Below are 14,414 nucleotides of genomic sequence, written 5' to 3'. Positions count from 1 at the left end.
AGAATTTCTATGGACGCCGGAATACAGAAGGTGCCCGGGCCGACGATTGTGAGGCCTGGGTTTTCCATTGCCCTGAAACAGGGGGAGACGAATGAAACGGCAGTCCGGAGGAGAACAGAATGAAACTGCACGAAGGCGAAATAGGTAAGACATATATTGTCTACAGCGTAATGGTGGACGACACGATTACGAGGCGGCTGGAAGCCCTCGGCGTCAACGAGATGACGCCGGTAACCCTGATGAATAAAAAAGGCAGCGGGACCGTGATTATAAAAGTAAGGGGAACCCGTCTGGCGTTAGGGCGCAGAATATCAGAGGGAATTGAGATCAGGGAGGCCGCAGACCATGAGTGATGAGAATAAAGTAATTAATGTAGGGTTTGTTGGGAATCCGAACTGTGGTAAGACGACACTGTTTAACGCCTTTACAGGAGCAAAACTGAAAGTGGCAAACTGGCCGGGTGTTACGGTGGAGCGGGTGGAAGGAGAGACCAGCTATAAGGGCCGGCCGATCCGTGTCATCGACACACCGGGAATCTACAGCCTTACCTCCTATACCATTGAGGAGAAGGTCACAAGGAAGTGTATTGAGGATGGAGAAGTCGACGTCATCATCAATGTGGTGGATGCCTCCTCGCTGGAGCGGAATCTCTACCTGACGCTTCAGCTGCTGGAACTGAAGAAACCGGTAATTCTGGCATTGAATATGATGGATATCGTGGAGGACCGCGGTATGGAGATCGATCTTCACCGTCTTCCGGAGATGCTCGGCTCCATTCCGGTAGTACCGGTATCGGCAAGAAAGCGGACCGGTCTGGATGTGCTGATGCATGCGGTGGTCCATCACTACGAGGAAGGCCCACAGGGCACGGTGGTCAAATATACGCCCCGGATTGAAAACAAGATATCCAAGGTGGAGACGGTACTTAAGGCTCACTACGGAGACATGGATAATTTGCGGTGGCATGCCATCAAGTTTATGGAATACGATGAGACCGTCTGGAATGACCATCCGGTGGACTTAAATAACATCATTGACCATAACTATGAGAAGGAGATCATCAATCAGAAATACGATTACATAGAGGAGATTATAAAGGAGTGTCTGGTTAACAAGGAGTCCAAGGCGGCATCGACCGATAAGATTGATGAATACCTGACTCATCCGGTCTGGGGAATCCCTATCTTCCTGGGGATCATGGCAATGGTCTTCTTTCTGACCTTTACGGTCGGTGATTTCCTGAAGGGATATTTTGAAGTCGGACTCGACTGGCTCTCAGGCAGTACGCTGTATCTTCTTCAGAGTATTCATGCATCGGAGTGGATTACCTCCCTGGTTGTAGATGGAATTGTGGCCGGTGTTGGCGGAATCCTGACATTCCTTCCCAATATCTTTATCCTGTTTCTTGCGCTGGCATTTCTGGAGGACAGCGGCTATATGGCCAGAGTTGCCTACGTGATGAATGAGACCATGGGACGGGTTGGACTTTCCGGCAAGGCGTTTCTGCCCATGCTGCTGGGATTTGGCTGTACGGTGCCTGCCGTTATGGCGGCCAGAGCTCTGCCGAGTGAAAAGGACAGAAGAAGGACTATTCTGATCACACCGTTTATGTCGTGTTCCGCCAGACTGCCTATCTATGTGCTGTTTGCGGAGATGTTTTTCCCGCAGCACGCACTGATTGTGGCCTATTCCCTGTATTTAATCGGACTGGTTGTCGCCATTGCGGTGGCCCATGTGACACACCGGATGTCGAAGGCTGGGGAAGAGGATACACTGCTGATTGAGCTGCCCGAGTATAAGACACCCAATATGCGCACGGTGGCAATCTATGTATGGGATAAGGTGAAGGATTATTTAAGCAAGGCGGGAACCACCATATTCCTGGCTTCCATCGTCCTGTGGTTTGTGTTAAACAGCGGGCCCTCCGGCTTTGTGGATGACGTTTCAGGAAGCTTTGCAGCCATGATCGGCAGGGTGTTAGTACCGGTGCTGAATCCTGCGGGGCTTGGGGACTGGAGAATTGCGGTAGCGCTGATTTCCGGTCTGTCGGCTAAGGAGGTTGTGGTATCCAGCTTCTCCGTCCTGTTTGGAATTGGAAATATCAATTCGGCCGGCGGTATGAATCAGCTGTCCGGCATCCTGTCGTCGATTGGCTTTAACGGTGTCAATGCGTATGCGCTGATGATTTTCTGCCTGCTGTATTCTCCGTGCATCGCTGCGGTGGCAACCATACGAAAGGAGACCGGTTCCACAAGGTGGACACTGGGGATGGTTCTGTTTCAGCTTCTGACTGCCTGGGGAGCCGCGGTGCTGGTGTTCCAGATCGGCAGCTTACTCTTTTGATTCATCTGATATCAGTTTAAACGCCCGAACGAATTTGCCGTTCGGGCGTTTTTATATATGGAGATTCTCTTTTTAGACATATTTCTGTTTTTGTCTAAAAACCATCCAACTTAAATAAATTGTATAATTACAAAAAGGGGAAAAGGTATTATTGTTAAGATCGTAAAGATTGGAAAAGGGTGATGGCTGTGAAAACGAGAAAAACAAGAGAGAAAAGACAGAAAAAGCGTTTTAGTATGGTCGATGTGATTGTACAGAAAGGCAGATGGATCGAGAAGATTTTTGCCGTTGCGGTGATTCTTTCGGTGATATCTGCCTGTTTTGTGCATGTAAATTACGATTTGAGCGAATATCTGCCTGACTGGGCGCCTGCCAAGGAAGGCTTAAACCGGATGGAGGAGGAATTCGGTTATCCGGGAACCGCCCGGGTGATGGTGGGGCCGGTGACGCTGTATGAGGCAAAGGCCTATAAGGACCGGATCGCGGAGATTGACGGCGTGGATATGGTCATGTGGGCAGATACAACCACGGATGTATACAATGCCAACATTTTTATCAATTACGATGATATCCAGGATTATTATAAAGATGATTACGCGGTGATGGATATCATATTCGAGGAAGGCGATTCCAGCAGTCTGACGAAATCAGCCATCAATGAGATGCAGACCCTTACCGGAGACAAAGGCTATTTCATGGGTTCCGCGGTACAGAATAAATCCTTAAATGAGACGCTGATGCGGGAGATCAGCATTGCAATGGCACTGGGAGTGGTGATGATTGCTGTCATTCTGTGCCTCACTACCACATCGTGGTTTGAACCGGTCATGTTTTTGATGGTCATGGGGATTGCCATTATCATCAATATGGGGACCAACCTGATTCTGGGGACCATTTCATTTCTGACCTTCAGCGTGGCCTCGATTCTGCAGCTGGCTGTAGCCATGGATTACTCGGTATTCCTGCTGGATATGTTTACAAAGGAACGGGCGAAGGGAAATGACCCCGTTACCGCTGTTACCAATGCCATACATAAATCTCTGCCCTCTATTCTGGCCAGCGGCGCAACTACGATTATCGGATTTATTGTTCTGATGCTGATGCGTTTCAGCATAGGAAAGGATCTGGGATTCGTTCTGGCCAAGGGAATCGTGGTCAGTCTGATTACCGTGCTGTTTTTGATGCCGTCCCTTCTGCTTCGATGGGGAGACAGGATTAAGCGGACGGAGCATAAATCCTTTATGCCGTCCTTCCATGGCCTGGGCCAGACAGTCTATAAGGTCCGGTATGTGGTTTTAGGCGTGGTGCTTTTATTTGTGATTCCTGCATTTACGGCGCAGAATATGAATTCTTTTACATTTGGAAACAGCGCGCTGGGATCCAGCCCCGGAACGAAGGTGTATGAAGATGAGCAGCAGATCAACGGGCGTTTCGGAAAGAGCAATCTGATTCTGGCCGTGGTACCCAATACCAGCATGGTGAAGGAGAAGGATTTAACGGATGCACTGGACGATTTATACTACGTAAAATCAGTCACCTCCCTGGCGGGCACCATACCGGAGGGAATACCGGAAAAAATCATTCCAAAGAGCGCAACGAGCCTGCTGCATACGGAAAATTACAGCAGAATTATGATCTATGTGAAGACCTCGGATGAGAGCGATTTTGCGTTTCAGTGCGCCAATGAGATTACCTCCATTGTAAAAAGCTATTATCCGGAGGATTCCTATATAACGGGAGTGATCCCTTCTACACAGGATATCAAATCGATTATTACGGCAGACTACAGTTTCGTCAATCTGCTGTCAATCCTCGGCGTGGGGCTGGTGGTGCTGATATCGTTTAAATCGCTGATTATTCCAGTTGTCGTCCTGATCCCTATCGAGGTGGCAGTCTTCTTCAATATGGCTGTCCCGTATTTCACGGGTGAAAGCATGCTGTATATGGGATACATTATCGTCAGCTGCCTGCAGCTGGGGGCTACGGTGGATTACTCCATACTGATGACGAATAATTACATGGATGCGAGAAGAACGTATCCGGAAAAGGCACGGGCGATTAAGCATACCGTATCGCGGAGCGCCCTTTCCATATTGACGTCGGGAACGATTTTAACGATTGCAGGGTATGGCTTATACTTTGTCTCCTCTGTGGCGGCAATCGGCGGTCTTGGTCATCTGATCGGGCGAGGGGCTTTAATCAGTGTTCTGATGGTGCTGTTTCTGTTGCCGGTGCTTCTTACCATGGCGGACCCGCTGCTCATGAAGGAAGAGGCAAAGAAAATCAGGCTGGAGGAAGCGCGTCTTGCGGCGAGGCAGAAAAACCGGGATTTGAAGGAACAGATGAAACAGAAAATGGAGCAGATGAAAACGGAACCGCAAAAGGAACCGCCGTCAAAGAATCTTGAGAATGAGGTGAAGGAACATGAGAAATAGAAGAAAAATCAGATACAGGATTACCGCCGCCGCCCTGATCAGTTCGATGCTCGGCATGTCCATGGCGGGGAGCGCCCTTGCCGGACCGCCCGCGGTGGCTGCGGATGAGGCTCTGTATGTGAATCTCGATCATTATGGAAACCGGGTGGACAGCAGTGTGGTAAAGGGAGTTTCCTTAAACGGCCTTCGGACATTTACGGATTACGGGAATTACAAAGATGTCACCAATATGTCCAATTACGCGGAACCTGTGATAAACGGGGACTCTGTCACCTGGCAGCTTCCGGAGAATTCCAAGGAGCGGTTTTACTACGAGTGCCAGTTAGACAACGATGAGGTGGTTCTTCCATGGGATTTTGACGTTTCCTATAAGCTGAACGGCATTCCAAAGGAAGCAAAGGATCTGGTTCATGCCAACGGGCTTGTGGAAATGGAGGTCCACTGCATTCCGAATAAGAACGCGAGGGAGTATTACCGGAATAATATGCTGCTTCAGGTGGCAACCATGGTTAACATGGAAGATGTCAATGCCGTGGAGGCACCCGGCTCCCAGACACAGGCGCTGGGAACGTATAAAGTGGTAATTTTTGCCGCAGTGCCGGGAGAGGAGAAGACCTTTCACATCGGTATCAGCACGACGGATTTCGAGTCCATGGGTCTGATTATGATGATGATTCCCGGAACGCTGGACCAGATGAGTGAGATCACCGATATCAAAGAGGTAAAGGACACGGTGGGTAATTCCACCGACAAGCTGCTGGATGGTATGAATGAAATTCTGGATACACTGGACCGGATCAGCGGCGGCATGAATGTGGCACAGGCGGGCCTGGAGGATTTGCAGAAGGCGAGAGCCGGGTTTGATGCGTCAAAGGACGAAATCACCGCCAACGCGGATAACAGCCTGGACAGCTTAGAGGCTGTCAATGAAAAGATCAGCCAGCTGGCTCCTGATATTAATACGAATAAGCAGTCTCTGGATGAAATCAATACGAGAATCAATGCCATCGTGAAGACGCTGAGAAGTTCCGGCAATGATTTCTTTGATCTGGCTGGAAAACTCAGTGATCTGGAAGATTCCCTGGGGGATTTGCGGAACGATTTAAACAGCTCCAACAGGGATGAAATCCTGGATCATCTGCAGGTGGTCGATGATAAGCTGGAAGAGATCAGTGAAATCCTTCAGAACATTCTTCAGACAGCAGGAGGAATGCCGGCAGAACTGGATGAGGAGGACTTGGCGGAGCAGCAGGAAACTCTGAACGATTTACTGGAGGAAACGTACGGCATCCTGGACGATTTGGAATCCGTTGCCGGTTCTGACGCTGTGGATCGTCTTCGCAGCCAGCTGGATGCGATGAACGGAAACGGCCTGGGAGACGCGGCCGGCCTTTCAAAGCTGGCGGCCGCCGCCAAGGCTCTTCTTCCTGTGGTATCCGGTCTTCAGGGGCTTGTGAGCGATTTGGAGCGCACGCTGTCCGGAGTCCGCCTGAATGACGGCCTGGAGAGCAGCAGGGATGCAGCCGGTGAGATTGGTTCCATTATGGGACGGATCGAGACGCTGATCGGTGACATCAACGATTTAAACAGAACCGTTAATGAAGATAAGGCCGGTTTTGACCTGATGCTCGATGATATGGCAGCCTCTCTCGATCAGATGAGTTCCGGTACGAGCCAGCTGATTACGCTGTTAAGAAGTGTACAGAACACGGCGAAGGCCAACCGAAGCGCCGTGGAAAACGGTACGAAACAGACTCTGGACGGGTTGATTGATATTCTGGAAAAGGCTGCGGACACCAGTGGAACCAGCGGGAAATTAAAGGACGCCAACGAGGACTTGAGAACCAGCGTAAAAGAGGAACTGGATAAGATCGAGGATGACACGAATCTGCTGGAAATGGATCCGTCCCGGTCCATGATTTCCTTTACATCGGATAAGAACCCGTCTCCGGCCAGCATCCAGGTTATTCTGCGCACGGAGGAGATCAGCGAAGAAGATGTGAATACAAACGCGGTTGATATCGAACCGGCTGCACAGAACGTCGGTCTGTGGCAGAGAATTGTAAATGTGTTTGTGAAAATATGGGATACGGTTACCGGATTTTTTAAGAAATAGCAGCCGGAAACAGAGCGTAAAAAGCCTTCTAACCTGATGAGCGTCAGGGTTAGAAGGCTTTTGTATTGTTCAATGCGTCAGATATCGGCAGAGTATCTCGACGAACATATCGAATAAAACCGGAGACACCGCACTTTCTTCTGGTGTTGGTGGAATATAAGGCAGTAAAACCTGACGGTCAATCAGTTCCTGATAAGGATGGGAACTGGTGACTGTGACGAGCATAATTTTCCCTGTGGAACTGGACAGCGATTTCAGGAGAGAGTGTTTGGCACTCACGGAGAAGACGATAAGAAGATCATTTTCCATCATTGAATCGCTAAGCTCAGAGATATTATCATTGGGGACCGCGTGAAAGAAACGTCCTGTTTTCATCATAAGTGTTTCCAGAAGAGAGGCGGGCTGAAAACTCTTAGAAACACCAGTGGTAAATACCCTGTTGAATTGATTGATATAGCAGGCAAGGCTGCGCATATAAGAATCTGTAAGTATTTTTTCTGCTTCTCTCAGAAGCTGGTTCATAACTGAAAAATATTCTAAGTGTTCACAGTCCGGCATCTGTTGTGTCCTCTGTTCGGCAAGCCATGCGATAAGATCTGCACGGAAATCCTGATACCGGGTGTAACCGAGCCCTTTTACAAATCTTGTGAGAGCGGGCTGAGAGACACCACAGGCGTCAGACAGCGCACTGGTAGTCATCTGAACGATTTTGCCGGGATCTTTAGATATTTTCTGATAAATAAGCTGGTCATTGGGGGTAAATTCTGTTTTTTTCTGTTCCATAATCTGAATGACATTCATGAAATTTATCATTCCTTTCAGTTTGTTCAAATCATTTTTAATCCATTCAATTTTAATGATACAATTATATTACCATATTATAGAATAAAAATCACTTCTATAAACCAAAGTTTTATAATAGCATCAAATAAAATATTTGGATAAAATGCACAAAAATAAATAAAATATTTATGCAAAACAAGTATTTTAAAATACGGATAATAATGTATAATATATTCATAAAGTAAATAAATAATAAATAAATTATTTAAAACAAGGAGGAAGATGGAATGGCAGTTAACTATGAAACTTTGCCCGGAGAAATTGTCCGGCTCGTTGGGGGAAAACAAAACATCAAGGGTCTTACACACTGTATGACGAGACTGCGCTTTGATCTGGCGGACTACGGTAAGGCAAAGACAGAAGTACTCTCAAAAACCGAAGGTATCCTGAAAGTCATCAATTCAGGAAGCCAGTATCAGGTCGTTATTGGCAATAAAGTCGAGTCAGTCTATGAGTCCATTATAAAACAGACAGGGATTAATGGCGGCGGAGTGGTCGAAGAGGATGCATCATCGGATGAAGGGGTGGGCCCCAAGAAGAAGTCTGGAGTAATCAATCGGCTGATGGATACGATATCCGGTGTTCTGGCCCCAACTTTACACGTTTTGGCGGCAGCTGGTATTATCAAGGGACTGATTGCCCTTACACTGACCCTGGGGTGGGTCAGCGATACAAGTGGTCTTTATATGCTTTTGTATTCGATTGGTGATGGTTTCTACTATTTTCTGCCAATTATACTCGGATTTACGGCCGCACGTAAGTTTAAAATGAATGAAATACTCGGTGCCGCTATTGGTGCAACTCTGGTCTACCCCAGTATGGTCAATATTGCTTCCAATCTGGCGGTTGCCGGAACTATTTTTGCAGGCACTGCGTTTGAAATGAGCTATTATAATACATTTCTGGGAATTCCCATCGTCATGCCTGGAAGCGGATACACTTCCAGTGTGATTCCAATCATTATTGCGGTATACGTAGCGGCAAAGCTTGAGAAGGCGCTGAAAAAGAGTCTTCCGGCAGCTATCAGGGGAATTCTGACACCGGTTATCGTTCTGCTGGTAACCGTAGTGTTTACATACCTGGTGATTGGACCAGTTTCCATGGGCATCTGTGGCGTGATTGCAATGTTCGTTACGTTTCTTTACAATATTCCGGTTGTCGGCGGAATTATTGCAGGCGCCTTAATCGGCGGAGGTTTTGGTATCCTCGTTATGTTTGGACTGCACTGGGTTATTATCTCTCTGGGGCTTTCCACGATTGCTGTTCAGGGCTTTGATTACATGCTGGCATGCGGCAGCATCGGACCGATGATCGGTATGGCGCAGGGAATAGCAATCTGTTTGGCGGCAGCTCGTCATAAGAATCAGAAGGTCATGGACTTAGCGCTTCCGGGAACGCTGTCCCAGATTTGCGGAGTGGGAGAACCTTTGATGTATTCGGTATTAATTCCGCTTAAAAAAGAATTATACTTAAATATTTTATCAGGCTGTGTAGGCGGTGCTGTATTGGGACTTCTGGGAACCAGGATCTATATGTTTGGCGGCAGCGGGCTGTTTTCCTTCCCCAACTTCGTAAGCGCAGCGAGTGGTACAACGGATTTGATCAAGTACTGTATCGGTGTAGCGGCAGGCTGTATCTTTGCATTTGCTGCGGAACTGGTGATCTATAATAACGACAAGGCGAAGAAGCTTCTGTAATGAAGCAGGACTATAAAGAATATGAAGAGAAAATAAAAATGAATGACAACTTAAAATTTGATGCAGAGAGAGGTGAGACCAGAACGTATGAAGCGGCTGGTAAAAAAATCACCTGCAGAGCTTATCTTGGAATTGTATACTGTGAACGGCCGGCTGATCCTGTCCAGAAGCTGAATATATTTGTTCCGGAGGTGTATGACCGGGGGGGAATGATCAGCGGATATACGAAGCTTACCGCTCCAATCTTCGTACCCAATACGGTTGGCGGCTATCTGCCGGGGCCGGCGGAAGAGCCGGGACTGAATATCAGAACGGGAATGCCCAATTCCATATTTGCAGCGCTGGAGCACGGCTGTGTAGTAGTTTCCGGCGGTGTGCGCGGAAGAACCTCGGGAATGAAAAGTACAGAGTTTTTTGAGGGAGGGAAAGTCGATGATACCGGACAGGATAATGGGAAAATGGTAGGTAAAGCACCGGCTTTGATTGTTGATATGAAGGCGGTCATCCGGTATATACGCCATAACCGAGGTCTGATTCCCGGAAATACGGAACGGATCATCACCAGCGGGACCAGTGCAGGCGGAGCGTTGTCTGCACTGGCTGGCGCAACCGGAAACAGCCGGGATTACGTCCCTTATCTGAAGGAAATCGGTGCAGCAGATGAACGTGACGATGTTTTTGCAGCGAACTGCTACTGTCCGATTCATAATCTGGAAAATTCCGATTCGGCCTATGAATGGCAGTTTGGCGATATCCGCGATTACTGCCGTACACGCCATAAGAAGACAGAACATGGGATAGTCCGGATCCAGGAAGATGGAACTATGACGGACAGGCAGATGGAGCTGTCAGGGAAACTGCAAAAACTGTTTCCGGCATACCTAAACAGCCTGAAACTGAAAGATGAAAATGGAAACAGTCTGAATCTGGATGAAAATGGGGAGGGAAGCTTTCTGGAATACATCAAGGGAGAAATTTTAAAATCTGCCGGCAGAGAGCTTGCATTCCATGAAACAGCCAATCACTTATCAGGGCTTTCAGCGCCAGGAAGCGCTGTTAATACATTTCCGGCCCTGAAAATTCTGGGAGAAAGAGTGGTCGGGCTGGACTGGAAGGCTTATATGAAAGAGATTACCCGGATGAAACCGGCCCCCGCCTTTGACGCGACAGATCTTAAGAGTCCCGAAAATGAGGAATTTGGTTCGATGGATATGGAAGCCAGGCATTTTTCGGAATTTTCCATGGAATATACGGAGACGGAGGCGGAGATGGCTCCCGAGCAGCTTATTCGTATGCTCAATCCTACAAAGTACATTGGAAAGGCAGATACGGCAAAACACTGGCGGATCCGTCACGGGTCATTCGACCGGGATACATCTTTTGCAATTCCGGTTATTTTAGCCCTTCTTCTTAAAAATAAAGGGTATGATGTAGACTTTCTCCTGCCCTGGGGGCTTCCTCACAGCGGAGATTATGATTTACAGGAATTATTCACATGGATTGACACCATCTGCAGATAACAAGAAAAGGACGGAGAATACAGTGGAGAAGAATATTTTTGGCGTTAAAATAATGGCTGTTATTGCCGGGACTTTGATCCTGGCGATGACTGCATGCAGTACTTCCTCTGATCAAGGGAAGAAAGAAGCGGCATCAGCCGATTCAGCCGCCGAGACGGTTGATGTGGAGAATCGTGAACTGGATACCTCTGAACTGGTATTTGAACGATCGGGGGACTCTGTGAAGCTGACGAGCGGAGACGAAAGCCTGACTATTACATTGAAAGCAACAAAGGGCGCATTTGACGCTGCCAGCGGAGAGGATGTGACGGACTGGTTTGTCACACAGTCTGGTAATGCAGTCTTTACGAACAGCGGGGTGGCCATGGTGGAATCCGTAAACGAAAACGGGACGTCAATGGAAATTACATTAGATGCCTCGGCGATTCAGGGATTCACCGCTGGAGGGACTGTTGCAATGTATGTTCAGCCGGAGAAACAGGCGGCCAAGGTAAATGTGGGGAGTTATACGATTCCGGAACTGGATATTACCCTTGACGCTTCCGAAGGTGTGGTGGCGGCAAATACCTCTGGAGCGGCAGCGGTGACCGGCGCCGTTGCATACTTTAATCTGACAATGCCTGAAGAAACCGTAATTGATGATGTGAATACTGAGGCTGTGACGCTGGCAATGACAGCTGGAGACGGTTATTGCGTGGACGAATTTACAGATCCGGTTGTCAGGCTTGATGAAGCTGTGTGGTCTGAGGGACGGTATGAGTTCCATTTTGACGAGACGGAAGTGGAAAAATTGTTTACGCGTACCAAGGTAAGAGGCAGCGAATCAGAAGTGTACAGTGAAGGCGGCCCTGACTGGACCGCATTTGGCGGAAATGGTAATGGACAGTATTATTTTAATCTGACAGTAAGCGGGCTGACTTATCAGGGGCTTCCGGTTCCGGATTCCACATTCCGCGTGTGTTATTACGTTTACGGAAGAGATGCTTCCGATAAAGCACGCATCACCCTGGCTGATTATATAAATGTTTATGATTATGAAGACACGGGGGCCGAAAAGCGTACTCTGGCTGAGACAGGGCGGAACGCCGGGACCGGGAATGGGATAGCCTGGACGTGGATCGGAGCTGATTATGAAGGAAAACCGATTTTGTGTGATACGAAGCAGGATGATTTTTATATCACATGGCCGGAAGGTGTGGATGCGTCGGCGCTGACGGCTTCGGATGTCACCGTAACGCTGTACAGCCAATACGGTGATGAACAAAGGCTGGTGCCAGACTCGGAGTATTATGTTTACAGTGACAGCAGGGAGACACAAATCGCTGTTCCCTATGTTCAAATGGCATTTACGCCAGTTTATACTAATATGGTCATTTCTGTGGACCGGGCTGCGGTTTCCGGCGCAGATGATGCAGCAGAAGAAGCGTTCACACAGAGTTATGACATAGCGTCGCTATATGTCTACCAGGTACAGCATGGCGGGCTGAATCCCAACGGAGCGGTGCTTGTTTACCAGTTTTACGGCTTTGATGAAGATACGCTTACAGACTGGAGCCAGCTGATGCATGGCTTTGAGTATGCACTTTATATTGAAAATGAAGATGGAACCAAAGCGTATTATTCGGAAGAAAATGGAGGCTGTCTTGTGGACTCGGCCGATGCCGCCGCCTTATATGACGCAGCCGGAGCACAGGATTTGAATATCCGCCTCTGGGATCAGGCGGTTATCTATGATACAACATCTGTAATAGAAAATGAAGACGGCTCCAAGACTTACAGAACGGAGACAAAGACGGTTAATGGGGAAAATATTACTTTTAACAAAATCATTTTGACCGGATGGGACGGGAATGACCTGCGCGGTGTGCAGATGACGCCTGCGGAGGCGAGAGCAAATGGATTAAAACCGGCGGCCGGATATGCGTTCCCGCAGACGGATGATTTTTACGAGAAATTTAAAAACTATAACTTTGGTCATGATTACTGGGTGGCACATTCCATGTGGCCGTGGGTGGAAGGAATAGAACGCGGCTGGCTGACCAATGCTGATGATATGCATGCATCGTGGAATGGACTGGACAAGGGGTATCACTTTGAATACGGCAGCGATGGCCGCTATCCTGACTGGAGCGCGCCGGAAGCAGAGGGCAGCGATAACTGGTGGCCCTGGCTCAGAGACGGTTTTCCCGATGGAATGTGGGAAGCAGTTGACGCGGCAAATGCAGATACCTACAGGCAGTAAGTGATCAGATTGGGTAAGAGGATGAAAAAAGCGGTTTTGCGAGGCGGACCGCTCTTTTTGTAAATAAAAACAGGCTGGATACCAAAAGAAATAAAGGGATCCAGCCTGTTTTCCGTAATTAACAGGAATGCACCTGATAGGAATCGAACCTACGCACGCAGCTCCGGAGGCCACTGCTCTATCCACTGAGCTACAGATGCATCTTTCATATTCTACTATATTTTCTTATGAATTGCAAGTCTATTTTTATTGATTTTTATATCATAGTTTGTTAGAATAAAACGGAGATTGAATCTCCAGGAGGTTAAGGCCCGTATGAAGGACTTGTTAGAAAACTTAAAAAAACGTCTTGCAGATGAAGAAACCGTCCGGTATTTAAAGTTCATGGTGATTCCGCTTGTAGTGATTATCCTGATTATCGTTATCGTTGCGGCAGACAGGCCGCAGGGGGAAGAGGGAGACTCGACGGCAGATAGTTCACAGATGGAAATTGGGACGGCGGAAACGACAGAAGAAGAGAAGGCAGGGGACACAGAGGACACCGTATATCATCTGGAAGAGGCAGGAGATGAGATCCGTAGCCTGATGGAGGCTTATTTTAAGGCGAGAAGGACCTGTGATATCAACGGTCTTGCAGATGTATATGGAGACAGTGCTTCACCGGAGGAACTGAGGGAAGAAAGCCTGCGGATGGAGGAAGAAGTAAAATACTATCAGAGCTACAGCGATATTGCCTGCTACAGCGTAAACGGCCCTGTGGAACATTCACTGGTAGTCTACACCCGGTTTAATATTAAGTTCCGCCAGTCGGATACCGTGGCTCCCAGCCTGTTTGCCTGCTTTGTGAAGCGGGGCGCGGACGGAAGCTGGCATATGATGGCGGAGGTCACTCCGGAAGAAGGGGCGTACATGGCCAGGGTAAATGAGTCGGAGGCCGTACAGCGTATGGCGGAAGAAGTAAATGTAAGCCTGCGGGCCGCGCTGGAAACGGATTCCAATCTTCTGGCTGTCTATAACACGCTGATGAACGGCGAAGAGCAGACGGGCGGAGGAGAGAGCGAAGAAAACGGTCTTAGTGAAGGTACTGATGGCGAAGGATCGGTTACAGTTCCCGGAAATGAAGTGACGGTTGATGGTAACGGCGTAACTGACAGCGGCGACGAAGGCGCAGACAGTGGAAATGAAGGCATGGACAACGGGAATTAAAGTATCAGGAAA

General features: G+C 48.3%; 9 protein-coding genes and 1 tRNA gene. 8 read left to right on the top strand and 2 right to left on the bottom strand.

Features of this window, described 5'->3' with window-relative positions; translation table 11 throughout:
* The first annotated feature begins 119 nt into the window (after window positions 1-119).
* From NE473_RS18915 to NE473_RS18900, 4 genes are all read left to right on the top strand, one after another.
* The gene (locus tag NE473_RS18915) at window positions 120-353 is read left to right on the top strand and encodes a FeoA family protein (protein ID WP_002602399.1); all 234 of its coding nucleotides are present in this window, start codon (window positions 120-122) and stop codon (window positions 351-353) included.
* On the top strand, window positions 346-2,343 hold the full coding sequence (gene feoB, locus NE473_RS18910) for a ferrous iron transport protein B (RefSeq protein WP_022030979.1): 1,998 nt from the start codon (window positions 346-348) through the stop codon (window positions 2,341-2,343). Before NE473_RS18915 ends, feoB begins: the two co-directional genes overlap by 8 nt.
* Window positions 2,344-2,525: 182 nt before the next feature.
* A complete protein-coding gene (locus tag NE473_RS18905) occupies window positions 2,526-4,778 on the top strand; it encodes an efflux RND transporter permease subunit (RefSeq protein WP_055650102.1) in 2,253 nt (750 codons plus the stop codon).
* Entirely contained in the window at window positions 4,768-6,894 is a 2,127-nt protein-coding gene (locus NE473_RS18900; RefSeq protein ID WP_256265360.1) for a YhgE/Pip domain-containing protein, read from the top strand. The genes NE473_RS18905 and NE473_RS18900 overlap by 11 nt, the downstream gene beginning before the upstream one ends.
* Before the next feature lie 69 nt (window positions 6,895-6,963).
* Here the strand turns inward: NE473_RS18900 and NE473_RS18895 are convergent, their stop codons facing one another.
* Window positions 6,964-7,695, bottom strand: coding sequence for a MurR/RpiR family transcriptional regulator (locus NE473_RS18895; RefSeq protein ID WP_022030976.1), 732 nt, complete (start codon window positions 7,693-7,695; stop codon window positions 6,964-6,966).
* Between the two features lie 269 nt (window positions 7,696-7,964).
* On the opposite strand from NE473_RS18895, the gene NE473_RS18890 reads away from it, so the two are divergent.
* From NE473_RS18890 to NE473_RS18880, 3 genes are read left to right on the top strand one after another with little or no spacing between them, the layout of a single operon-like run.
* The gene (locus tag NE473_RS18890; RefSeq protein ID WP_055651810.1) at window positions 7,965-9,434 is read left to right on the top strand and encodes a PTS transporter subunit EIIC; all 1,470 of its coding nucleotides are present in this window, start codon (window positions 7,965-7,967) and stop codon (window positions 9,432-9,434) included.
* Entirely contained in the window at window positions 9,434-10,954 is a 1,521-nt protein-coding gene (locus tag NE473_RS18885) for a subtype B tannase (protein WP_055651809.1), read from the top strand. The genes NE473_RS18890 and NE473_RS18885 overlap by 1 nt, the downstream gene beginning before the upstream one ends.
* Window positions 10,955-10,976: 22 nt before the next feature.
* Window positions 10,977-13,196 (top strand): hypothetical protein, encoded by a 2,220-nt coding sequence (locus NE473_RS18880; protein ID WP_242866240.1) that lies wholly within the window; start codon window positions 10,977-10,979, stop codon window positions 13,194-13,196.
* A gap of 128 nt (window positions 13,197-13,324) precedes the next feature.
* Here NE473_RS18880 and NE473_RS18875 read toward each other — a convergent pair.
* Window positions 13,325-13,396: transfer RNA gene (locus NE473_RS18875), tRNA-Arg, on the bottom strand.
* 115 nt (window positions 13,397-13,511) lie between these two features.
* Between NE473_RS18875 and NE473_RS18870 the strand changes: the two genes are divergently transcribed.
* A complete protein-coding gene (locus NE473_RS18870) occupies window positions 13,512-14,402 on the top strand; it encodes a hypothetical protein (protein WP_055651808.1) in 891 nt (296 codons plus the stop codon).
* Window positions 14,403-14,414: the final 12 nt, after the last annotated feature.

The sequence above is a fragment of the Hungatella sp. SL.1.14 genome, from assembly GCF_024460495.1.
GTDB lineage: Bacteria > Bacillota > Clostridia > Lachnospirales > Lachnospiraceae > Hungatella > Hungatella hathewayi.
The sequence above is the reverse complement of the archived record's forward strand: the minus strand, read 5'-3'. Positions and strand labels throughout refer to the sequence as shown.